At 74.7% G+C, this 21,791-nt stretch carries 19 protein-coding genes and 1 pseudogene; 5 read left to right on the plus strand and 15 right to left on the minus strand.

Features of this window, described 5'->3' with window-relative positions:
• Nucleotides 1-71: 71 nt before the first annotated feature.
• The 11 genes from ACFQ11_RS23600 to ACFQ11_RS23650 form a co-directional block, all read right to left on the minus strand.
• Nucleotides 72-1,070: a hypothetical protein gene (locus ACFQ11_RS23600; protein WP_378302164.1), complete on the minus strand. Its 999-nt coding sequence runs from the start codon at nt 1,068-1,070 to the stop codon at nt 72-74.
• A gap of 63 nt (nt 1,071-1,133) precedes the next feature.
• The gene (locus ACFQ11_RS23605; protein WP_378302166.1) at nt 1,134-1,421 is read right to left on the minus strand and encodes a hypothetical protein; all 288 of its coding nucleotides are present in this window, start codon (nt 1,419-1,421) and stop codon (nt 1,134-1,136) included.
• 104 nt (nt 1,422-1,525) lie between these two features.
• Nucleotides 1,526-2,680, minus strand: a complete 1,155-nt coding sequence (locus ACFQ11_RS23610; protein ID WP_378302168.1) for an RNA-guided endonuclease InsQ/TnpB family protein — start codon at nt 2,678-2,680, stop codon at nt 1,526-1,528.
• A 271-nt stretch (nt 2,681-2,951) separates the two neighbouring features.
• Nucleotides 2,952-3,461: a C45 family autoproteolytic acyltransferase/hydolase gene (locus tag ACFQ11_RS23615; RefSeq protein WP_378302170.1), complete on the minus strand. Its 510-nt coding sequence runs from the start codon at nt 3,459-3,461 to the stop codon at nt 2,952-2,954.
• 77 nt (nt 3,462-3,538) lie between these two features.
• Entirely contained in the window at nt 3,539-4,045 is a 507-nt protein-coding gene (locus tag ACFQ11_RS23620) for a pyridoxamine 5'-phosphate oxidase family protein (RefSeq protein WP_378302172.1), read from the minus strand.
• 14 nt (nt 4,046-4,059) lie between these two features.
• Nucleotides 4,060-4,920 (minus strand): alpha/beta fold hydrolase, encoded by an 861-nt coding sequence (locus tag ACFQ11_RS23625; RefSeq protein ID WP_378302174.1) that lies wholly within the window; start codon nt 4,918-4,920, stop codon nt 4,060-4,062.
• A 58-nt stretch (nt 4,921-4,978) separates the two neighbouring features.
• Nucleotides 4,979-5,908 (minus strand): NAD-dependent epimerase/dehydratase family protein, encoded by a 930-nt coding sequence (locus ACFQ11_RS23630; RefSeq protein WP_378302176.1) that lies wholly within the window; start codon nt 5,906-5,908, stop codon nt 4,979-4,981.
• On the minus strand, nt 5,905-7,410 hold the full coding sequence (locus ACFQ11_RS23635) for a class I adenylate-forming enzyme family protein (RefSeq protein ID WP_378302178.1): 1,506 nt from the start codon (nt 7,408-7,410) through the stop codon (nt 5,905-5,907). The genes ACFQ11_RS23630 and ACFQ11_RS23635 overlap by 4 nt, the downstream gene beginning before the upstream one ends.
• Nucleotides 7,407-8,579 (minus strand): cytochrome P450, encoded by a 1,173-nt coding sequence (locus ACFQ11_RS23640; protein ID WP_378302180.1) that lies wholly within the window; start codon nt 8,577-8,579, stop codon nt 7,407-7,409. Before ACFQ11_RS23640 ends, ACFQ11_RS23635 begins: the two co-directional genes overlap by 4 nt.
• On the minus strand, nt 8,576-9,328 hold the full coding sequence (locus ACFQ11_RS23645) for a glycosyltransferase family 2 protein (protein ID WP_378302182.1): 753 nt from the start codon (nt 9,326-9,328) through the stop codon (nt 8,576-8,578). Before ACFQ11_RS23645 ends, ACFQ11_RS23640 begins: the two co-directional genes overlap by 4 nt.
• 2 nt (nt 9,329-9,330) lie before the next feature.
• A complete protein-coding gene (locus ACFQ11_RS23650; RefSeq protein ID WP_378302184.1) occupies nt 9,331-10,332 on the minus strand; it encodes a 3-oxoacyl-ACP synthase III family protein in 1,002 nt (333 codons plus the stop codon).
• Between the two features lie 203 nt (nt 10,333-10,535).
• On the opposite strand from ACFQ11_RS23650, the gene ACFQ11_RS23655 reads away from it, so the two are divergent.
• Nucleotides 10,536-11,747: a cytochrome P450 gene (locus ACFQ11_RS23655; protein ID WP_378302186.1), complete on the plus strand. Its 1,212-nt coding sequence runs from the start codon at nt 10,536-10,538 to the stop codon at nt 11,745-11,747.
• A gap of 124 nt (nt 11,748-11,871) precedes the next feature.
• Here the strand turns inward: ACFQ11_RS23655 and ACFQ11_RS23660 are convergent, their stop codons facing one another.
• On the minus strand, nt 11,872-12,267 hold the full coding sequence (locus ACFQ11_RS23660) for an SCO2583/SCO2584 N-terminal domain-containing protein (protein ID WP_378302188.1): 396 nt from the start codon (nt 12,265-12,267) through the stop codon (nt 11,872-11,874).
• Between the two features lie 387 nt (nt 12,268-12,654).
• Here ACFQ11_RS23660 and ACFQ11_RS23665 point away from each other — a divergent pair, with 387 nt between their 5' ends.
• The 3 genes from ACFQ11_RS23665 to ACFQ11_RS23675 all read left to right on the plus strand — a co-directional run bounded on the left by ACFQ11_RS23665 (nt 12,655) and on the right by ACFQ11_RS23675 (nt 16,233).
• The gene (locus ACFQ11_RS23665) at nt 12,655-13,929 is read left to right on the plus strand and encodes a cytochrome P450 (protein ID WP_378302190.1); all 1,275 of its coding nucleotides are present in this window, start codon (nt 12,655-12,657) and stop codon (nt 13,927-13,929) included.
• A gap of 108 nt (nt 13,930-14,037) precedes the next feature.
• The gene (locus ACFQ11_RS23670; RefSeq protein ID WP_378302192.1) at nt 14,038-15,198 is read left to right on the plus strand and encodes a steroid 3-ketoacyl-CoA thiolase; all 1,161 of its coding nucleotides are present in this window, start codon (nt 14,038-14,040) and stop codon (nt 15,196-15,198) included.
• A gap of 87 nt (nt 15,199-15,285) precedes the next feature.
• A complete protein-coding gene (locus ACFQ11_RS23675) occupies nt 15,286-16,233 on the plus strand; it encodes an MBL fold metallo-hydrolase (RefSeq protein ID WP_378302194.1) in 948 nt (315 codons plus the stop codon).
• Here ACFQ11_RS23675 and ACFQ11_RS23680 read toward each other — a convergent pair.
• The 3 genes from ACFQ11_RS23680 to ACFQ11_RS23690 form a co-directional block, all read right to left on the minus strand.
• Nucleotides 16,217-16,450 (minus strand): hypothetical protein, encoded by a 234-nt coding sequence (locus ACFQ11_RS23680; RefSeq protein WP_378302196.1) that lies wholly within the window; start codon nt 16,448-16,450, stop codon nt 16,217-16,219. The two genes, ACFQ11_RS23675 and ACFQ11_RS23680, sit on opposite strands and share 17 nt — an antisense overlap.
• Nucleotides 16,451-16,738: 288 nt before the next feature.
• A complete protein-coding gene (locus ACFQ11_RS23685; RefSeq protein ID WP_378302198.1) occupies nt 16,739-17,821 on the minus strand; it encodes a hypothetical protein in 1,083 nt (360 codons plus the stop codon).
• Nucleotides 17,822-17,950: 129 nt separating this feature from the next.
• On the minus strand, nt 17,951-19,606 hold the full coding sequence (locus tag ACFQ11_RS23690; protein WP_378302200.1) for an ABC-F family ATP-binding cassette domain-containing protein: 1,656 nt from the start codon (nt 19,604-19,606) through the stop codon (nt 17,951-17,953).
• A gap of 264 nt (nt 19,607-19,870) precedes the next feature.
• Here ACFQ11_RS23690 and ACFQ11_RS23695 point away from each other — a divergent pair.
• Nucleotides 19,871-21,791 (plus strand): annotated as a pseudogene (locus ACFQ11_RS23695) (hypothetical protein); the annotation flags it as partial.

Raw genomic sequence — 21,791 nt, forward strand, 5'->3', positions numbered from 1 at the left:
GCGGATCGCCGTCTCGAAACAGCGCCGCGCCGCGCCGCACCACTCGACGTCCGGCGGGAAGCCGGCCCCGATCAGCGGAACAGATCGTCGGCGACCTCGACCGTGCCCGCCTTTATCAGCCAGGCGTCCAGCTGACTCTCGTCCTCGCACGACAGAACCCGCTCGCGAATCTCGTCCGACACCGGCACACCCCGCGCCGCGAGGATCTTCAGGACCGACTTCGCCTCGCCTCGCACCTCGCCTCGCGCTTCACCGATGGCCTGGTTGCGGAGGACGAAGTCGCTCTTGAACTTGTATTCGGCGGTACCGGTGGTCACGAGTTCCTCCAGAATGCTTCGGGCGGCTCCCGCCAGCCCAGCGAGCACCATGTCAGTGTACATGTTGGCGTTTTCGTGGCCCGCGTTCTCAAGCGTGGCGAGGGCGGCGTGCACGATCTCCATCGCCTCCCTGTCGTGGCTCGTGACATTGGCCAGGGTGGCGAGGATGGCCAGCTCGGGCGCTTGCGCGGCCTGCGCGGTCGTGGTGACGAGCGGACCCGTGCCCGGGCCGATCACGAGCGGCGTGAGAGCGAAGCCGGGGTGGCCGATGGCGATCGACTCGCGGGCCCAGTCCGCCACCCTGCGCTTGGGGCAGAGAACGATCAGATAGCACGGGCAACGAGCCTTGCCGTGAAGCGCGGCGAGGTAGATGGGCCAGCTATAACGCTTGCCGTCGTCCACCTCGCGCTGGGTCTCCGCGATGATGGCCATGGACGGTTTGGAAGAGCCCCCTTCGCAAACCTCCACGACGTTGTCGGCGCGGTAGGCGGTGGCATGGTCGAGACGCGCCGCGACGAAACCGGCGACGGCCGTGTCCAGTTCGGCGACCCAGACGCGCATTCCCTCCGCGCGGCAGGCTTCCTCCACGGCACGCCGCTGGTCCGCACGCCAGTCCGGGTGCATCCGCGAGTAGAGGCCGGATTCTCCCAGGACGCCTTCGAGTGAGGCGAACACCGGCGCCCAAGCGCGAAGCGAGAGGGCGGTCACCGCATCTTGGTCGGGTTCCGCGAACGCTCGGACGATCGGCTGCACGCTCACATGCTGTCAGCCGGCGCAGCCCACGGCGATCCGATTTCGGACGCTCGCGCGTCGTCCTCACCGGGTTCGGCGTGGCTCGTTCAGAAGGTCTGCCAGGTCGCGGGCGTCACTCCGCACGGGCCGCCCGGGTGGACGTCCATCCGGGCGGACGCGACGTCGAGGCCGATGGTGGCGAGCGTCTCCCAGCGCTCGTCCGATCTCCAGCGCGCGGGCGTCCGCGCGGGTCCCGTCGTAGGTGACGACCGTGAGGACGGTGGAGGCGGAGACGCGGGCGCCGCGGACGATCTCCAGCGCGGCGTCGATGGTGTCCGCCTCGTCCAGGACGCGCCGCGCCAGCAGGTGCACGGGGACGCCGATGTCCGCGCCGTCGGCGGTGTGCTTGAGGATGGTCAGCTTCTCGGCCCTGAAGGACCGAGCTTGCAGCTCCTTGCACCACTGGATGTGATGGTTCAGGCCGCGTCGTCGACAGCGTGACTCACTGCCCAGCCCGCCGCACCGCGCGCGGCGATGTTGCGGGCTGCGTTCACGTCGGCGTGCTCAGCGAAGCCGCACGACATGCATCTGAATGTCGCCTGGTCGGGGCGGTTGTTCTTGTCGATGTGGCCGCACGCCGAACACCCGCGGGAGGTGTTGCGGGGATCGACGTGCACCACGACCACCCCGGCCCGGACCGCCTTGTAAGCGACGAACGCACCGAGCTGGGCGAAACTCCAGGTGTGCAGGGTGACCCGCTGGGGCTTTCTGAGCCGGACCCTGCCACGGATGCCGCCCAGATCTTCCAGGGCGATGCCTCGGCAGGTGCGTTGAGCCTCGGTCACGATCTGCTTGGAGACGCAGTGGTTCGTATCGGCCGCGAAGCGGGCCTCACGGCCGGCCAGGTGCCGCAGCCGCCGCTTGGCGGACTTGGTGCCCTTGGCCTGGAGTTTCTTGCGGAGGCGGCGGTTGCGGTGCCGCACCTGGTTCAGCTGTTTCCCGGCGTGGACGGTGCCGTCGCTGGTGGTGGCGATGTTGACGATCCCCAGGTCCACACCCAGGAACCCGTTCTTGGGGTTGTTGACCCCGGGGTCGGGGATGTCGCAGGTGGCGTACAAGTACCAGTTCCCACCCCGCAACACCAGATCGGACTCGCCCCGCCGGTACCCGGTGACCAGTTCCAGCTGTGCGGGTGAGCACTGGAAGGCGATGCCGGGCGTGCGACCGTGCACCGTCCAGATCGAGACGGTTCCGGCGTCCAGTTGCCACGACAGCGACCGGTCGTCGAACGGCTGGGCGGCGTCCTTGCGGAACCGGACCGGTCTGCCCTCCACCGCCCGGCGCCGCCTGCACCCCTCCGGGCCGTAGTTCCCGACCCTGAGGTTCTCCCTCAGCGCGGCGTACGCTCCGGCGGTCTTGCGCGCGACGTGGATCGCCGGCTGTGCCGACAGGCCCATTCCTTTCAATTCGCCGTACACGAGGCGCTGCAGGCCGGTCTTGCTGGTGATGCCGGTGGCGAACGCGCGGCGGGAGGCGTGGTTCGCGGCCCGGTTGCAGGCGTGCAACGTGTCCCGCAGAGCCGCCGCGGCGGTCTCGTCCGGGCACAGCTTCACCTGCACCGTGAGTTTCACACTGGAATCATGACACCACACCGGCGGCACCGTTGCCGGTTTCGGCAATTCTTCGCACAACCTAAAAGGCGGCGGTGTCTATTCTGTGCCATTTTGTTGATGTTGGGTGTTGTCCGATCGGTTGCGGGGGACGCAGGTGGTGGGCCCGCTCACCGCTATGTGCGGGGTTATGGCGGCTACTGGCGGATCTGGTGATGGATCGATTGCGGCGCTTCGCGCCGCGGGGCCGGGGAAGCGACTCCTCCCGGCCGTGAACGACCGGGATTCCTCGCTAGAGCGGGTTGAAGTGGACGCCGAGCCCGGCGCGGTTCACCCCGATCTTGGCGAGCACGCCGAACTCGGTGAACGTCCGCACCCGGCCGTACTCCCAGAGCACGCTTCCGCCGCGCATGGCGTCCAGCCAGTCCCAGGTCTGCAGGGTGCGGGGCGGCAGGCCGCCGCCGGGCAGGACGACGGCGGTCGAGCACTCCCCCGCGCCGTCGTCGCGGAGCGCGGCCAGGATCTCGGTGCGGGCGTTGAGCGCGGCGACCTGCCAGGTCTCCAGGCCCGCGCCGGACGCCAGCCCGGCCATCTCCGCGGCGAGGTGCGGCGCCCATTCGGCGGTCCGGTCGAGGGCGAGCGCGGCCCACTCCCGGACGTCCGAGCCGGTGGCGCCCAGGGACGCGAACAGGTCCGCGTACCGCCGGTAGGTCGCTTGCGTCTCGGTGCTCCAGCGCGTGCCGAACTCCTCGCCGCGCGCCTCCGGGGCGGTCCGGGTGGATGTGTGGACGGGAAAGGCCATCGGGGGTTCGCTTTTTGTGCGGCGGCGCCGTCCCGCCCATTGTGGGGACGCCGTGCCGTTCGCGCACGTGCCAGCGGTCAGCGCGCGGGGAAGCGGTACCTCGTCTGGCCGTGGGGTTCCTTGGCGAAGGCGAACGCCGTGGCGGGGGCGATCCGGAAGACGGCCGCGGGGTCGTCGGACGTGCCGAAGGCGCCGTCGCCGACCTCGAACCGCCATGCTTCGCCGTACTTGTCCAGGTACGCGTCGGCGAGGGTCTGGAGGGACGGACGGTCGGTCACCCGCACGGCGGTGCCCTCGACGACGACGTCGAGGCCGCTCGCCCACGTGTTGGTGCCCGTGGTCACGGTCACCTGGGGGTTGCGGTCGAGGTTGCGGGCCTTCTGCTCGCCGACGCCGGTGCAGAAGTGGACGGCGTCGTCGTGCACCACCCCGATGAGGGGGGTCACGTGCGGGCGGCCGTCCTTGCGGACCGTGGCGAGCCAGTACAGCTCGGCCTCCTCCAGGACGCGGAGGGTCTCGGGCCACGGGGTGGGCCGCGCCGAGGGGTCGCCGAACCGGGCGTCGAGGTCGGTGACGGGATCCATGGGATTCCTCGCTTTCAGGCGGTGTGGCGGACGAGCGCGGGGACGACCGTGTCCCAGGTGCGGCGCGGGAGGCCCTGGCCGGTGCGGGGCAGGACCAGCAGCTCGGCGCGCGGGATCTCGGCGGCGAGGGCCTCGGCGTTGGCGAGCGGGAAGAACGGGTCGTCCTCGCCGTGGACCACCAGGGCCGGGACGGTGATCGCGGGGAGCCGCTCGCGCCAGCGGTCGCCGCAGTCGAGGGCGGCGAACACGGTGCCCATCTGGTTCGCGCGGTGCGCCTTGCCGGGGTCTGCGCCGAGCGGGGTCCGGCCGTGGACGGCCTCGATGTCCGCGCGGGCCTCGTCCTCGTCGAAGTCGCGGCCGCCGGTGGCGCGGGCGTTCGCGAGCTGGAAGGCGACGACGGACGAACGGTCGGTCCAGTCCACGGCGGGCGGGTTCGTGAAGTGCTCCATGAGCTCGGGCGCGTGGTCGGGGAGGTCGGGGTCGACCGGGCCCGGGGCGAGGGGGCGGGTGCCGATCAGGGTGAGGGTGGCGACGCGGCCGGGGTGGTCGAGGGCGAGGAGCTGGGCGATCCAGCCGCCGGGCCCCGCGCCGACGATGTGCGCGCGGGGCAGGTCCAGGGCGTCGAGGAGGGCGGCGGCGTCCGTGACGAGGTCGCGGAGGGTGTAGCCGGGGGCGTCCGGGTCGACGGTGGTGGAGCGGCCGACGTCGCGCAGGTCGTAGCGGACGACGAAGCGGCGCGACGCCGCGAGGCGGCCGCAGAGGTCGTCGGGCCAGGTGAGCATCGTGCCGCCGATGAGCAGGATCGGCGGGTCCGCGGGGTCGCCGAAGGTCTCCGTGCAGAGTTCGACGTCGTTGGCCTTGATGAGTTGCTCCATGCCCGTTCGGACTCGCGGGACGCCCGGAACTCATCGGCGGGCGGCGCCGCGTCGGCGATCACCAGTCGGCGGCCCCGGCGAAGGACGTCTCGTGCGGGCGGTACCCGAGGACCGTGCGGGCCGCGGTGATGTCGAGGGTCCGCTCGACCGCGAGATGGCTGATCGCGTACCGGGTGATCCGGGGCGGCTCGGGGCGCCCGGCCAGCAGGAACGCGCCTTCGGCGACGGCGGCGACCGGGCGGGCGAGGGCCGCCGGGACGTACACCGGCCGGGCCCGGACGCCCCGTTCGCGCAGGATCGCCCGGAACGCGGCGTCGATCGTGACCGGTTCGGCGTCGGCGACGTTGAACGCGCGCGGGACGGCGTCCGGGACGGTCGCGGCGAGCGTGCACGCCTGCACGAGGTTGCCGATCGAGGTGAGGCTGATCCGCTGCCCGCCCGTCCCGACCGCGGGCAGGACCGGCCCCCGCACCGCCGCGAGCACACGCGGGAGCAGGGTCGTGTCGCCGGGCCCGTAGACGGCGTGCGGCCGCAGGACGATCGCGCCGCGGGCGAGCGCGAGCCGTTCGGCCGCCGCCTTCGAGGCGCCGTAGGCGTTCAGGTAGCGGCGGACGGGCGCCTCGTCCTCGGTCGCCATGACGCTCGGCCGGGACGGGTCGTACACGCTCGCCGTGCTGACGTGCACGAACCGCGCGTCCGGGAACGTCGCGAGGGCGCTGCGGGTGCCGGTGAGGTTCGCGGCGAACAGGTCGGCCGGACGTCCCCAGTCGGTGACGCTCCCCGCGCAGTGGATCACCGCGTCGACGCGGGGCGGGTCGTGCAGCGGGCCGCGCGCGAGGTCCCACGGCCGGTAGGGCGCGCCGCCCAGGTGCCCCGGGGCCGCGGCGGGACGGCGTCCGAACGCGAAGGTCGTGACGCCCTCGGCGGTGAGCGCGCGGCACACCGCGCCGCCGACGAACCCGGACGCCCCGGTCACGGCGATCCTCATCGGGCCACCAGCTCCCGGAGGCGGTCGCGGTCGAGCTTGCGCGTGCGGCCCGACCGGGGCAGCTCGGGGAGGACGACGACGCGGTCGGGCAGCGCGTCGTGGTCGATGACGTCCGGGAGCGCGCGGTGCAGCCGCCCGGGCAGGTCGGGCGGCCCCACGACGGCCAGGACCACCTCCTCGTCCCCGGTGGACGGGTCGGGGACGCCGACGATCGCGGCCTCGGCGACGTCCGGCAGCGCGGCGATCGACGGCTCGTACAGGCCCGGGTACAGGTTGAACTTGCCGCGGATGAGCATGTCCTTCTTCCGTCCGGTGAGGACGAGCCGGTCGCCGTCGAGGCGCGCGAGGTCGCCGGTCGGGAGTTCGTCCAGGGGTTCGGCGCCGAGGTGGCCGCGGCACAGGTTCGGCCCGGACAGCAGCAGCTCGCCGTCGTCCGCGACGCGTGCCGCGACGCCCGGCAGCGGCGCCCCGAGCAGGTCGCCCGGGCCGTCGAACGCGAGCTTCTCCTCCGCCGACGCGATCGCGACCGGGAGGATCTCGGTCATCGCGTACACCGAGAGGACCTCGGCCGACGGCGCCGCCGCCACGGCCCGCCGCAGGAGCGCGGGCGGCGCCGGGGCCGCGCCGAGCAGGACGTGCCGCAGCGTCCCCGGCAGTTCGGGCGCCGCGTCCAGGATCTCCGCGAGGTGCACGGGGACGCAGAAGGTGTGCGTCGCCCGGCGTTCGCGCAGCAGCCGCGCGAACGCGGCGGGCGGGGCGCCGAGCGGCGGCATCGACCAGCGGGCCCCGGAGATCAGCGTGGGCAGCCCGAGCATGAGCTGGTCGGTGTGGACGACGTCGCCCGGCCCGAGCGGCAGCCGCGCCCGGAACAGGTCGAGGGCCGCCGCGAGCGACCCCTGCGTGTGGACGACCGCGCGCGGGTCCGCCGTCGTCCCCGACGTGAAGATCACGGCGGCGGGCGCGTCCGGATCGCCGTCCGCGTCCGGTTCGGGCGCCGGGCCGGACGCGAGGCGCTCGAACGCGAGGGAGCCGCGCGGGACGCCCGGGAGCCGCCGGCCGACGTGGACGTGCCGCATCGGGCCCTCGCCGGGAACCCGCAGGTCCGCGAGGTTCGGCAGGAGCAGCCCCCGCCGCCGCGCGTAGGCCCGGACGGGCCGCAGCCGGCTGCCCGCGTACAGGATCGACTCCGCCGCCGACCAGCGGGGACGCGCCAGCCGCAGCCGCGCGGTGAACATCTCGGGCCCGGCGCCGGGGTCGGCGAACACCACCACTCCCCCGGCCGCGACGATCCCGAGCGCGAGGACGAGCGAGCCGGGCGACGGCCGCACGGAGAACAGCACCCCGTCACCGGGTTCCAGGCCCGCCGACACCAGCCCGTGCCGGACGGCGAGGACCCGCCGCCGCAGCTCCCCGTACGTCAGCTCGGCCCCGTCGCCCGCGACGAGCGCGACGCCGCCGGGCGTCCGCGCCGCCTGGTCCAGCAACCTCCGGACGAGCGTCACCGCGCACCCCCCGCGGCGCGGACGGTCAGGCGGCGGTACGTCGGGATCAGGACGTTCCGGGCGGCCGATCGCCCGGCGATCCGCAGCGGCGCGGCGTCCAGGACCGTGCGGGCCACGCGGCGGATCTGGGCGGCCGCGAGCGGGTAGCCGATGCAGAAGTGCGGGCCGGCGCCGAACCAGAGGCGGCGCAGCTCGGGCGGGTGCGGGCGGCCCGGGTCGAAGGGCCCGAGGTCGCGGCAGCAGTTGTGCGTGGCGATCAGGACCCGGTCGCCCGGGCGGACGGCCGCGCCGCCGATCGCCGCCGCGCGGTGCACGCTGCGCAGCATGACGGGCGTCGGGGTGGTGAACCGCATCGCCTCGTCGATCGCCCGGTCCAGGAAGCCGTCCGGCTCGGCGGCGTCGGCGAGCAGCCCGGAGTCGGCGAGGAGCGCGATGAGGCGCGGCGTGAACGTCGCGACGGTCTCGGTGCCGGTGAGGAAGAACGCGCCGGCGGCGCCGCGCGCCTCGCCCTCGGAGAGCCCGAGCGTCCGCATGCGTCCCATGACGGTCGTCTCGTCCCCGGCGGCGTACGCCTTCGCCGCGGCGTCCCCGAGCGGGTCCAGCACCGCGCGGGCGCGCCGGATCTGGGACGGCGACAGCCGCCGGGTCCGCAGCGAGACCGTGGAGACGACGCGCTCGCCCTGCTCGAACAGCCGCCGGAACTCGCGCTCGGTGCTCAGGTCCAGGCCGATGACCTCGCTGATCACGGCGCCGGCCATGACCCGCGCGGCGTCCACGAGGTCGACGGGCGCACCGTCCGCGAGACGGGCGCGCAGCCGGTCCAGCGGCCCTGCGAGGACGCGCGCGCACAGCTCGTCGGCGTAGGCGGGGGTGAACAGGTCGGTGAGGCGGCGCCGGAGGGCCCGGTGGGCGTCGCCCTCCATGTTGAGCAGGACGGACGGCCCGAGCACGGGCGTCCACAGGTCGCCGGGCGATCCGGGGCCGTCCTTGCGGAACGTCTCGCCGTCCATGAGGACGCCGCGCGCGAGGGACGCGTCGTTCACGACGACCCCCACGCCGGGCACCCGGACGACGGGGCCGCGGCGGGCGACGCCGCGCAGCAGCGGGTACGCGAACGGGTGCGCGGCGAGGTGGAGGCGGCGCTCCCAGTTCTCCGGGCGGCCGTTCACCGGATGTCGACCTGCTCGGGCCGGTACCGGTGGTCGGCGTACCAGCCGAGGGTCCGGACCAGGCCGAACGCGCGCAGCCGCCGCACCGATCCGTAGACGATCACGTCGTCGCGCAGCCCGTAGGCGGGGGTGAGGTACCGGGCGCGGTTGACGAGGGCGCGGTCCTCGTGGACGTCCTCGATGCGCGACCGCGGGAAGCCGCCCGCGCGCTCGTACAGGTCGGCGGTGACGGCGAGGTTGCAGCCCGGCATCATCACGTAGGGCCCGAGGTAGAGCGGGTCCTGGTTCCCGGGGCGGAACCGGCCGAACAGGGCGGCGGCCTCGATGACGGCGGGCAGCAGCCGGCGCTCCCAGAGCTTCAGCGGGAACTCGTCGGTGCGGGGCCGCAGCGGTCCGCTGACCAGCTGGAGCCCGTCGCCGAACGCCCGCTTCACGGCCGCGATCCAGCCGGGGTGCGGCAGGCAGTCGGCGTCGGTCCGGGCGATGTGCGTGGCCCCGGCGGCGACGGCGTGCCGGAATCCGGTGTCGGCGGCGGCGCCGGTGCCCTTCTCGGTCTCCCGGACGATCCGCACGCCGAAGCCCGGCCCGTCCGCGGCGAACTCCTCGACGATCTTCACGGTGGCGTCGGTGCTCGCGTTGTCGACGACGGCGAGCGTGAACGCGGTGTCGGTCTGCGCGGCGAGGCGGCGCAGCGTGGCGCCGATCGAGCGTTCCTCGTTGTAGGCGGGGACGACGACCCAGAGGTCCATGGTCACAGCTCCGCGAACAGCACGCCGAGGCTGAGGCCGCCCGCGAGCCCGACGAGCGCGACCCGGTCGCCCGGCCCGCACCGTCCGTCCGCGATGGCGGTGGCGAGCTGCAGCGGGAGGCTCGCGGACGCGACGTTGCCGTGGTCGGGCAGCGTCACGACGAGCTTCCCGGGCGGGATCCCGAGGGCCGAGCGCAGCACCTCCAGGTACGGGACGGTCACCTGGTGGACGCCGACGACGGCGAAGTCGTCCCAGGTCAGGCCGGTCTTCTCGAGCGCGGTCGTGAACAGTTCGGTGCCGCCCGCGAGGAACGCGTCCTTGAGGCGGCGGCCGTCGCCGCTGAAGTAGGAGCGCTCGGGGTCGCGGGGGTGCATGGACCCGCCGCCGGGCAGCGTCCCGATCTCCCAGGACGCCGAGATCGCGGCGAAGTCGCGGTAGAAGATCCCGCCGTCGGGCGCGGCCTCGACGAGCATCGCGGCGCCGCCGTCGGAGAGGGTGTAGCCGGCGAACGCGTCGACGAACTGGGCGCGGTCGCGCACGTTCCACCGGATCGCGCGGGACGGGCTCTCGCCGGTGCAGACGAGCACGCGCTCGTGCTGGCCGGTGCGGATCAGCGCGTCCGCGGTCTGCAGGCCGTTGAGGAAGCTGTTGCACGCGTTCTTGACGTCGAAGACCGGGCAGGTCGCGCCCAGTTTCGCGGCGACGATGTGGGCGGTGGCGGGCTCGACGAGGTCCTGCGACGCCGAGCCGAAGATCAGCAGGTCGACGCCGTCCGGGCGGGCGCCGCGGGCGGCGAGGACCCGGCGGGCGGCGGCGACGGCGAGGTCGGACGCCTGCTCGTCGTCGCGCATGACGTGCCGGGCGCGGATCCCGGTCATCCGCTCGACGATCGTGGGGTGCGGCCGGTAGCCGGGGCTCTCCGCGCCGACGCGCGCCTCGACCTCGGCGCTGGTGACGGTCCGCTCCGGCAGGTGCGCGGCGACGGCGGTGATGCGGGCTCTCATGGGGGTCCCCCGGTTCCTCGTGCTCGGTCGGCGGCCACGGCGGCCAGGACGGCCAGGTTCGCCGACGTGGGCGCTCTCCGGACAGCGAGACCTTACGTAAAGGCCACCGGGGAAGTAGCCCAGTTCGAGGTGAGTACTACCACTTATCCCGTATGAGCGGTACAGCCGGTCCGTCCGGTCCCGCCGTCCGCGACAATCACCTGGTGACCAGCACAAAGATCACGAGGACGGCGGGGCGGGCGACCGCGGCGGCGGGGCGGCACGAGGCGCGGCTGCTGTGGCACGGCAACCGCGGGCTGTTCGCGCTCCTGCAGGCGGCGCGGCACGCCGGTCCGGTGACGCGCGTGCCGCGGCTCGGCTGGGTGGTGACGGACCCGGTCCTGGCCCGCCGCGTCCTCAACGACCACGAGCACTTCGGCATGAACGGCGAGGGCGGCGTCGGGCACCTGTGGACCCAGCTTTTCGGCGAGGAGATGGGGCGGTTCTTCGGCGGCGCCCGGCACACCGAGGTCCGCACCGCCGCCCGCGACCTGTTCACCGAGGACGCGGCCCGCGCGCTGATCGACCGGTCGCAGGGCGCCCACCACGCCGCCCTGGCCCGCCGGCTCGCCGCCGGGGAGACCGTCGACGTCGCCGACAGCGCGCGCGTCCTCGCCGGGCGGATGGTCGCCGACGTCCTCGGCCTCCCCGCGGACCGGCCGGACGGGACGTACCGGGCGCTGTTCGGCGCCGGGGAGCGGCTCGCCGCCCTGGCGCTCGGCACCACGGCCTCCACCGAACTCGACCCGGCGACCGTCCGGCGGGCCCGCGCGATCGTCGAGGACATCACGGCGGACGTCCCCGGCGCCTACCGGACGGGCGGGCCGGACACCCTGCTCGGCCGCTGCCGGGAGATCGGCCTCGGGCCGGCGATGGCGCGCGGCCTCGCGACCCTGCTGGTGATCGCGGGCACCGAGACCGGGGCGTCCGGGACCGTCCGCACGGTCGCGCTCGTCCACGACACCGGCGGCGGGCGCGCGCTGCTGGAGGACCCGTCCCTCCTCGACGGCGCGGTCCGGGAGGGCCTGCGGGTCGCCGCGCCCGCGCCCGTCATCGGACGGCACGTCGTGCGGGACGCGGACGTCGCGGGGCGGACGCTGCGCGCCGGGGAACGGGTGCTGGTGCTGACGTACCTGGCGACGAACGGCGCGGGCCCGTTCGACGTGCGCCGCGAGTACGTGCCGGAGACGCGGCAGCTGTGGTTCGGCGGGGGCCGGCACCTGTGCCTGGGCGCCGCCGTGGCGCGCGTGCAGGTGGCGCGGATGCTGGCGACGCTGCTGGCGGACGGGCGCCCGTACGCGATCACGCACCGGCGGGCGGCGCGCCGCGTGCTCGTCCCGTCGTACGCGGAGCTGCGGGCGACGCTCGTCCGCTGACGTTCCCGCGCCCCGGCGACCACGGGGGCCGCAGGGGCGCGGGGAACGGCTCGCGCGGGGAACGGCTCGCGCGGGGAACGGCTCGCGCGGGGAACGGCTCGCGCGGGGAACGACTCGCGGGGGGTCAGACGCGCGGAGGGACGGGCTCGCCGGGCGGCTGCGGGGCGGGCGGGGACGGCGCGGGCGGCGACACCGTGGTCGTCGGCGCGGCGGGCTCGCCCCGTCCCGGCGCCGCCGGCTCGCGGGACGGCGAGTTCCACCACCACAGCGCGATCGCGATCGCGAGCAGCACGAGGATGCCGCCGACGAGCTGCGCGACCGCCATCCGGTGGCTCGGGTCGCGGAACCGGCGTGCGCGCGGCGGGCGCGCGGCCCGGCTCCGGCGGCGCGCGGCGCGGCGGGCCGCCCGCCGCTCCCGGCGGCTCGGCGGCCGGGCCCGTTCCCGTGCCGAGGGTTCGGTGAACACGGCACCGCGGACGAAGTCTTCGTCGAACACGGGCTCGTCGAAATCTGCGGGCATCGGACGCTCCGGCGCGGGGGGCGGACGCCTCCACGGTAGTTGACGCCGGCCCCCTTCCGAACACGGCGGCGTGTCCGGAGCGCCGGGCGGGAACCGATGCTCGCCCGCCGGCCGGCAGGACGACCCGGCACCGAAACATAGAACGCGTTCTATCTAAACCTCCACTACGTGGTGACGAACCTCACCGGCACTCGCTCTTGAGATCGATCAAGCACTCATGGCAGGGCTGCCGAACTCCGTTTCGCCTACTGAAAGCGCCAGTGACCAAGCAAGCGCTTGAACAAGACCCTTGATTAGACTTGAGTCTCATTTTCTCTTGTCCGGCCCCTGGAACGCGTTCTACGGTGAGCTCGAGCAGCAGCGATGTCGCAGGCAAGGAGCGCCGCCATGACCGCCACCGCACCCGAGACCGCCGCATCCGAGCACCCCGTACCGGGGCCCGCCGTCCCGGCGGGCTTCGACTTCAGCAGCCCCGACCTGATGGCCGACCGGGTGCCGCTCGCCGAGTTCGCGGCGCTGCGCCGCACCGGCCGGCCGTGGTGGAACCCGCAGCCCCGGGGCACGACGGGCTTCGCCGACGACGGCTTCTGGGTGATCAGCAAGCACGCGCACATCAAGGAGATCTCGCGCGACCACGAGCTGTTCTCGGCGAACGCGAACGGCTCGGTGATCCGGTTCAACGAGCGGTTCGCCCCCGAGGAACTGGACGTCCAGCGCGAGCACCTGCTGCTGCACATGGACCCGCCGACGCACGCCAAGCTGCGCCGGATCGTCTCCCGCGGCTTCACCCCGCGCGTGATCAACGGCCTGCACGACGCCCTGCGGGACCGCGCGGAGCGGATCGTGGCGGACGCGCGGCGGCGCGGCGGCGCCGGCGACTTCGTCACCGAGATCGCCGCCGAGCTGCCGCTGCAGGCGATCGCCGAGCTGATGGGCGTCCCGCAGGAGGACCGGGGGCGGCTGTTCTCCTGGTCGAACCAGATGCTCGGCTACGACGACCCCGAGTACGACGGCGACCCGGCGTGCGCCGCCGCGGAGATCATCGGCTACTCGATGGAGCTGGCCGAGCGGCGCCGCGGCTGCCCCGCGCACGACCTCGTCACGAAGCTGGTCGAGGCCGACGTGGACGGCCGCGGCCTCACCGACGACGAGTTCGGCTACTTCATGATCCTGCTGGCGGTCGCCGGCAACGAGACGACGCGGAACGCGATCACGCACGGGATGATGGCGTTCTTCGACAATCCCGACCAGTGGGAGCTGTACCGGGCGGAGCGGCCCGAGACGGCGGCGGACGAGATCGTCCGGTGGGCGACGCCGGTGACGGCGTTCCAGCGCACGGCCGTCCGCGACACCGAGATCGGCGGCGTGGAGATCGCGGCCGGGCAGCGCCTCGCCATGTACTACAGCTCGGCGAACTTCGACGAGGACGTCTTCGACGCCCCCGGCCGCTTCGACATCGCCCGCTCCCCCAACCCGCACCTGGGGTTCGGCGGCACCGGCGCGCACTACTGCATCGGCGCGAGCCTCGCCCGGCTGGAGATCGGGCTGATCTTCGACGCGATCGCCGACCGCATGCCGGACATCGCCCCGGCCGGCGAGCCGCGGCGGCTGCGCTCGGCCTGGCTGAACGGCATCAAGGAGCTCCCGGTCCGGTACTCCTGACGCGCGCGTCCCCCGGGTCCCGGTGATCTCACTCTCCGGGACCGCCCTACCGACCCGAACTAGAACGCGTTACATTTGAAAGCGAATCTCGTTCTAGAAGGAGATCGCATGGGGAACCCGGTGATCGTCGAGGCCGTGCGGACGCCGCTCGGCAAGCGGAACGGCGTGCTCGCCGGCCTGAAGGCCCAGGCCGTCCTGGCGCACGTGCTGACCGCCGCCGTCGAGCGCTCCGGCATCGACCCGGACCAGGTGGAACAGGTTTTCGCCGGGTGCGTCACGCAGGCGGGCGAGCAGGGCGGGCACGTGGGCCGCTACGCCTGGCTGTACGCGGGGCTGCCCTGGCAGACGGGCGTCACGACCGTCGACGCCCAGTGCGGCTCCGCGCAGCAGGCCGTCCACCTGGCCGCGTCGCAGGTGGCGGCCGGGGTCGTGGACGTCGCCATCGGCTGCGGCGTCGAGGTGATGAGCCGGACGCCGCTCGGCGCCAACGTCTACCCCGCCGACCCGCGCCCGGACGACTGGTCGCTCGACATGCCCGACCAGTTCGGCGCCGCGGAGCGGATCGCGGCCCGCCGCGGGTTCACCCGCGCCGACATCGACGCGTTCGGCGCCCGGTCCCAGCAGCTCGCCGCCAAGGCGTGGGCCGACGGCCGGTTCGAGCGCGAGATCGTCCCCGTCGAGGCGCCCGTCCTGGACGCCGAGGGCGCCCCGACCGGCGAGACCCGCACCGTGACCCGCGACCAGGGCCTGCGGGAGACGACCGTCGAGGGTCTCGCGAAGCTCAAGCCCGTCCTCGGCGAGGACGCCCTGCACACCGCCGGGACGTCCTCGCAGATCTCCGACGGGGCCGCGGCCGTCGTCGTCATGTCCGAGGAGAAGGCCCAGGCGCTCGGCCTGCGCCCGCGCGCGCGCATCAAGGCCCAGGCGCTCGTGGGCGGCGAGCCGTACTACCACCTGGACGGCCCGGTGCAGTCCACCGAGCGCGTGCTGGCCCGCGCGGGGATGACGATGAACGACATCGACATCACCGAGGTCAACGAGGCGTTCGCGTCCGTCGCGCTGTCGTGGGCGTCCGTCCACGAGCCGGACATGGACAAGGTCAACGTCAACGGCGGCGCGATCGCGCTCGGCCATCCCGTCGGCGCCACCGGTGCCCGGCTGATCACCACCGCGCTGCACGAGCTGGAGCGCCGCGACGCGGGGACCGCCCTCGTCACCATGTGCTGCGGCGGGGCCCTGTCCACCGCGACCATCCTCGAACGCGTCTGACCCGGCGCGGACTACCCCAGGCGCGAAAGGCGGTCTGCGTTGCGGCCGGAACCGGAGGATCTCGGCGGGGGCCTGTGGAGCGTTCCCGTGCCCATCCCGGGCAACCCGCTCGCGTACACGCTGGTGTACGCGCTGGAGAGCCCGCGCGGGCCCGTCCTGATCGACGCGGGCTGGCAGCACGAGGACGCCTGGGCGGCCCTGACGGGCGGCCTCGCGACCTTCGGGATCGACGTCGCCGACGTGCACGGGGTGGTGGTCACGCACTTCCACCCCGACCACGCCGGCCTCGCCGGGCGGGTGCGCGAGGCGTCCGGCGCGTGGATCGCCATGCACCGCGCGGACGCCGACATCGTGCGGCTGTTCAACTCCGTCGACCGCGCGCAGCGCACCGGGATCGAGCACGACTCGATGCGGCGCGCCGGGGCGTCCGCGGCGGAGCTGGAGGGCTTCGCGGGCGGCGGCGGGCGGGTCGACCCGCCCGCGATCCCCGACCGGGAACTGGGCGACGGCGACCTGGTCGACCTGCCGGGCCGCAAGCTCCGCGCGATCCACACCCCGGGCCACTCCCCCGGCCACATCTGCCTGCATCTTGAGGACGCGGACCGCATCTTCACCGGCGACCACGTCCTGCCGCGCATCACCCCGCACATCGGGCTGTACCCCTACGACATCCCCGGCGTGGACCCGCTCGGCGAGTTCCTCGGCTCCCTCGCCCGCATCGGCGAGATGACCGTGGAGGAGGTGCTGCCCGCCCACCAGTACCGGTTCGCCGACCTCCCCGCCCGCGTCCGCGAGATCGTCGAGCACCACGAGGAGCGGCTCGGCGAGGTGACCGCGCTGCTGTCGGCGACCCCGACCGCGCTGTGGGACGTGGCGGCGGGCCTCACCTGGCGGCACCCGTGGACCGAGATGCCCCTGGAGGCCCGGCGGATGGCGACGGGCGAGGCCGCCGCGCACCTGCGCACGCTGGAGAACCGCGGGCTCGTCCGCCGCGCGGACGTCGACGGCGTCCTCGGCTTCACCTTGGCAGGCTGATCCGGCGGCTCTCCAGCCACTCCTGGTCGGCCTCGGTCCACAGCATCGGCTCGAGGCTCTCCAGCTCGTCCGCCCACGCGGCGGCCGCCGCCTCGAGGGCGGCCGCCTCGAGGGCCGCCGCCGCGGCGGCCCGCGCCTTCCGCCGCCGCACGAGGGTCCGCACCACGTCGAACACCGCGTACGCGAGGACCCCGCACACCAGGATTGCGATGACCACGGCGAGACCTCCCCTTCGGTGCGGCCGGCCCGCCCATGCGCGCCGGTGAGGCGCACCCGCGGTCATCACGCACTCGCCCACGAGACGAGCACCACGGGCCGCTCACCGGAAGTCCGGCCAGATCGAACACTGCCGCACGCGACGCGTCGTGAGCCGTCCCGCAACGGCGTCTTTTACCAAGGGATGCCCCGAATGGCGAGGGTGAACCCGTACTCGACCATGCCCGCCGGACGCGCGTCCGGGCATCGATGCCGCGGCACCGTCCGCAGACGCGCGTCCGGGCACCGCTCAGCCGGTGGTCTTCTTCCGCCACAGCACCGCGCGGGTCCCCTCCGGGTAGATGGAAGTCCCGACGATGTCGCCGCGGTCGTTGATGTCGGTCACCCACGTGCGCTCGCCGCCCGCGGGCCGCGGCAGGAACAGCGGGGCGCTCGTCGGGCTCGGCCACACGCCGACCCCGCTGCGCCCGGACGGGCAGGCGAACCAGCCCGCGATCTCCCCGGCGTTGTTGACCGCGGCGGCGTCGGTGCCGGTGACGCCGTAATCGGGGAGCTCGCGCATCCCCTTCCCCGCCGTCCAGGCGAACCCGGTCCGGTACACCCCGCCGGCGTCGGTGGCGGACTGGCCGACGACCAGGCCGTCGTCGTTGACGCCGTTCGCGATGGACCACTTGCCGCCGACCGTGCCCAGGTCGTGCACGGTGCCGCCGATCCGCGCGAACGCGGTGTGCGCGATCTCCTCCTGCGGGCCGGTGATCGGGAAATCCACGAGCTTGTGCACGCCGACGGCGTCGCCGCGCTCGTTCACGTCGATGACCTGGGAACCGGGCGTGACCGGCAGCTCGCTACGGGTGCCGCCCGTCCACGTCGAGGCGTGCCACTTCTGGAAGTAGTTCCCCTCGTAGGCGGGGTCCTCCTGGTAACCGCCGACGTGGCCGCCGCCCACCGCCTGCGCCCACGACTGCGCGCCCCAGGCGCCGAGGTCCTTCATCCAGCCGTTCTCCCACAGGAACGCGTGGACGTTGCCGTCGAGCTGGGAACTCACGCCCACGACGCGTCCCTGGTCGTCGACGTCGTGCGCCCGGCTGTCGCGGCCCCGCAGCCAGCCGCCCCACAGGTATCCGAGCTCGGTGACCTCGCCCTCGTCCCAGACGACCGCGACGCCGCTCCGCGTCGAACTGTCGGTCGTCCGCTCCCCGGCGATCTGCCCTGCGTCGTTGATCCCGTTGGCGGCGTTGATGCCGACCGTGGTGACGGTCCAGTCGTCGGTGACGGTGCCGCAGACCGTCTCCTCCGCGGACGCCGGCGGCGCGACCGCGAGCAATGAAAGCGGCAGGGCGGCGCCCAGGGCCATCCGGACGGCAGTGCGCATGGAAGTGCTCCCAACATCGGGGGACGATGCGCCGGGGCGGGCGGGCCCGCCCGCCCCGGCGCCCCGAATGTAACCGCGCGGACGATCTTGCTTGGGGCGTCCGCTCCTTACGAAGTCCTTACGCGGTCCTCACGCGCCCGGCCCCCGCTCCTCCGGCCCGGTCAGCTCTAGCCGCGGCCAGGGGGCGGTGTCCTTCCGCAACTGCCGGTCGTGGGTGGCGAGGACGACCGCGGCCGGGGTCGCGTCGAGCGCCTCGGTGAGCTCGTCCACGAGGGCGATCGACAGATGGTTCGACGGCTCGTCCAGCAGCAGGACGTGCGGGCGCGCGGCCAGCGCCATCGCGAGGTCGAGACGGCGCCGCTGCCCCATCGACAGCTCGCGCATCGGCCGGCCCGCGTCCGCCGCCGGCAGCAGGCCGAGGTCGCCCAGCGACACCGCCTCGCCCTCGGCGAGGACGCCCCTGCTCACCAGGCGCCCGACGTGCGCGGCGAAGACGTCGCGGGCGCGGCGGCCGCTCGCGCTCGGCGACTCCTGCTCGAGCAGCGCCACCCGCGCCTTGCGCGCGCGCCGCACCGAACCGGACGTCGGTTCGAGGGCCCCGGCCAGCACCGCCAGGAGCGTCGACTTGCCCGCGCCGTTCGGGCCGGTCACGACCAGCCGCGAGCCCGACTCCAGCGCGACCGACGCCTCCCGGTGCAGCCGCCCCGCCACCCGGACGTCCGTCGCGGTCAGCAGCCGGGCGCCCGGACGGGCCGGGAGGTCCGGCATCCGGAACCGCAGCGGCGGCACCGGCGCCGTCACCGCGTGCTTCTCCAGGTCGTCGCGGCGGCGGTGCACGGACCGGACGAGCGCGGGCGCCCGCGTCGCCCGCTGGTGCCTGCCCGTCCCCTTGTCGGGGCGCCATCCGGTGACGAGCCGGTTCCGCGCCTCCGACAGGTCGCGGGTGAGCCGCGCGTGCTCGGCCCGCTGCCGGTCGTACTCGTCCTCCCAGCGCCGCAGCTCCGCCTCGCGTCCCTCCCGGTATCCGGCGAACCCGCCGCCGTACACGGCGGGCCGCCCGTCGCGGCTCGGGTCGAGGTCGAGGATCGTCGTGGCGACGTCCGACAGCAGCGCCCGGTCGTGGCTCACCACCGCGAGGCCCCCGGCGTGGGCGCGCAGCCGCGCGGTGAGGAAGTCGAGCCCGGACGCGTCCAGGTGGTTCGTCGGCTCGTCCAGCAGCAGGAAGTCGTGCTCGGCGCCGAGGAGGCACGCGAGCCGCACCCGGTAGCGCTGCCCCACGGACAGTTCGGCGAGCGGGCGAGCCCGGTCGGTGACGGCGCCGAGGTGCTCCAGGGCGAGGTCGACGCGGCGGTCGGCGTCCCAGGCGCCGAGGGCCTCGGCCGCGTCGAGCGCGGCGGTGTAGGCGTCGTCGGCGCCGGGCCGCCCCGCGGTGAGCGCGGCGGTCGCGTCGTCGAGGGCGCGCAGCGCCGCGCGGGCGTCCGCGAGCTCGGCGTCGATCGCGTCGCCGACCGTGGCGCCGTCCCCGGCGGGCATGGCCTGCTCGGCGAGCCCGAGCGTGCCGACGCGCTGGACGTCGCCCTCGTCGGGTGCGAGGACGCCCGCGAGGACGTGCAGCAGGGTCGTCTTGCCGCGGCCGTTCTCGCCGACGATCCCCCAGCGCGCGCCGGGCGAGACGGTCATGGTGACGCCGTCGAGGACGGTGCGCCCGCCGCGGGCGACGCGGACCTGTTCGGCGACGAGCTGGGCGCGGGCGCGCGCGGGCAGGGTGATGGAGAGGGTGTTCATTCTTCCTCCGGACGGAGGCGCGCACGTGCGGACGGCACGTGGACGGTGCGCCTTCGAGCTGGCTGATGGCAGCGTCAGACCGCCCGTGGCTCGCGCTGCGCGAGGGACGGGCCGTCCGGAAGGGGATCAGAGGAAGAACAAGCGTGGCACGGGATCGACGGTACCAACCGGGCCCTCGTGCCCGGCAACCGGTTTTTCCGCCGGGGGATCCGCCGGGCCGCGATGATCGTCGCACTGGGGAACGCGACGATCAGGAGGGTGCGGATGTCGGAGACATGGCCAGGTCTGGACGTGGCGGTGGCGCGGGCCGCGGAGGATCCGCGGGGCGCGCGGGCCGACGTGCTGCGGGCGGCGGGGGCGCTCGCCGCGGGCGCGGTGCCGGAGTTCCTGGAGCACGCCGCGGGCGCCTTCGCGGCGGCGGGGCTGCCGGACGAGGCGGCGTTCCTCCTCGGCACGGCCCGCGACGTCGAGGACGCGCACGCGCGGCTCCTCGGCCTGCCCGCGGACGCGGCCCGGGCGCAGCGGACGTTCGTGGCGCTCGTCCCGTCCGGGGCGGTCACGGCGAGCCTCCTGCACGACCGCCTGCGGCGGCTCGCGACCCATCCGGAGCGGGAGACTGCGCACCGGTGGGCGCGCGAGGCGGTGGGCGCGTTCTTCGACGCGGGCACCGTCCCCTACCCGAACTTCGTGGCCGACCTGCTGCCCGTCGCGCGGGCCGCGGCGGCCGACCCGGCGGCCGAGGAGCGGTTCGTCGCGGAGCGGCTGCTGCGGGGCGGGCTGCTGCCGCGCGCGCCGCTGCCGGTGTGGGAGGCGCTGGACGGGGCGCTGCGCGGGCTCGCCGCGGACGACGAGCGGCTCGACGAGCTGATCGCGGCACGTCCCGACCCCGCCCTGTACGACGACCCGGAGGCGCGGGCCGCGCACCGCCGGCACTGGCTGCGGCTGCTCGGCCTGGCCGGCGCGGGGCGGCGGCTGTCGCGCGAGTGGTTCCGGAACGCGGGCCCGCTCCCGGCCGGCGAGATGCTGCGGCTGGCGCCCGCCGCGGGCGACCGGTTGTTCCCGCCGCCCGGCCGCCGGTTCGACCCCGCCGCCGACCCGGTCGTCGGCCGGGCCGCCGCGCACCCGCTGACCCCGGTGAAGCCGAAGAGCAGGTTCGACGACGAGGCGCCGCGCTGGCGGCGCGACACCGATTTCTCGGCGATCGCCGAGAAGATCGAGGACTCCCCGGAGGAGCGCCGGAGGCTGGACGCGTACGTCCGCGGCCTCGGGCACTACGGCAACATCGACTACCGGGCCGTGGTGCGCGCGATGCTGGAGCACGGCCCGATCCGGCGGGTGCTCGCCGAGCAGTTCGCCGAGTGGCGCGCCGAGTGCGCCGCCGACCTCGACGGGCTGGAGCCGGCGCTGCTCCGCCTCGTCCCGCTGGCCGAGGCGGTGCCGGACGCCGCGGTGCTCGCCGGCGTCGAGGTCGCCGACCCGGTGGACTCCGCGTGGCGGGCGCTGCGCGCGGGCCTCCCGGAGGAGCTGCGGTTCCCGAACGCCGGGACGGGCCCGGTGACGGCCGTCCTGCACGGGGACCTGCTCACGCTCGGGCTGGGCGGCGAGCGCATCGTCGTGCACGGCCCCGGCGGGATCGTGCACGAACGTGCCGTTCCCCTGCCTACCGGGACGTTCCCGTGGTTCGACGGCACGGACGCCTACCTGTCGCGGCTGCACGACGGGCGCCCGGAGACGTACCGGATCGTGGACGGCGGCCTCCTCGAGGTCCCGGAGGGCGAACGGCTGCGCTGGCCGCAGAGCCCGGCGTCCGTCGCGGTGACGTTCCCCGGCGCCGCCGAGCCGGTGCAGGCGATGCTCGACCGGGGCGTCCTGCGGCTGCTCGCGGACGGCCGCACGGTCGCGCGGCGGCGGTTCCCGCACGGCGCCGAGGACGGCGCCGTCATGCCCCCGCCGGGCTTCTGGCCGCACCTGCCGCCCGCCGACCCGGACGGCTCGGCCGCGCTGCGCCGGCTGGACCGCGCCGGCTTCGCCCGGCTCGTCGACGCGGCGCTCGTCAACGCGCGGGAGCTGGACGCCGAGTTCGCCCGCGACCTGCCCGACGCCGACGTCGCCCGGCACCGCGGCGCCGTCCGGACGCTCGCCGACCGGGCCGCCGCCGACCTGCGCCGCACGCTGCGGCTGCGGG

The sequence above is a fragment of the Actinomadura sediminis genome, assembly GCF_042675525.1.
Classification (GTDB): Bacteria; Actinomycetota; Actinomycetes; order Streptosporangiales; family Streptosporangiaceae; genus Spirillospora; species Spirillospora sediminis.

What these genes read in the sequence shown, in the direction of transcription:
- ACFQ11_RS23615 (WP_378302170.1), bottom strand. Translation starts at nt 3,461, where the DNA reads ATGGCCTTTCCCGTCCACACATCCACCCGGACCGCCCCGGAGGCGCGC.
- ACFQ11_RS23620 (WP_378302172.1), bottom strand. Translation starts at nt 4,045, where the DNA reads ATGGATCCCGTCACCGACCTCGACGCCCGGTTCGGCGACCCCTCGGCG.
- ACFQ11_RS23625 (WP_378302174.1), bottom strand. Translation starts at nt 4,920, where the DNA reads ATGGAGCAACTCATCAAGGCCAACGACGTCGAACTCTGCACGGAGACC.
- ACFQ11_RS23630 (WP_378302176.1), bottom strand. Translation starts at nt 5,908, where the DNA reads ATGAGGATCGCCGTGACCGGGGCGTCCGGGTTCGTCGGCGGCGCGGTG.
- ACFQ11_RS23645 (WP_378302182.1), bottom strand. Translation starts at nt 9,328, where the DNA reads ATGGACCTCTGGGTCGTCGTCCCCGCCTACAACGAGGAACGCTCGATC.
- ACFQ11_RS23650 (WP_378302184.1), bottom strand. Translation starts at nt 10,332, where the DNA reads ATGAGAGCCCGCATCACCGCCGTCGCCGCGCACCTGCCGGAGCGGACC.
- ACFQ11_RS23660 (WP_378302188.1), bottom strand. Translation starts at nt 12,267, where the DNA reads ATGCCCGCAGATTTCGACGAGCCCGTGTTCGACGAAGACTTCGTCCGC.
- ACFQ11_RS23665 (WP_378302190.1), top strand. Translation starts at nt 12,655, where the DNA reads ATGACCGCCACCGCACCCGAGACCGCCGCATCCGAGCACCCCGTACCG.
- ACFQ11_RS23670 (WP_378302192.1), top strand. Translation starts at nt 14,038, where the DNA reads ATGGGGAACCCGGTGATCGTCGAGGCCGTGCGGACGCCGCTCGGCAAG.
- ACFQ11_RS23685 (WP_378302198.1), bottom strand. Translation starts at nt 17,821, where the DNA reads ATGCGCACTGCCGTCCGGATGGCCCTGGGCGCCGCCCTGCCGCTTTCA.
- ACFQ11_RS23690 (WP_378302200.1), bottom strand. Translation starts at nt 19,606, where the DNA reads ATGAACACCCTCTCCATCACCCTGCCCGCGCGCGCCCGCGCCCAGCTC.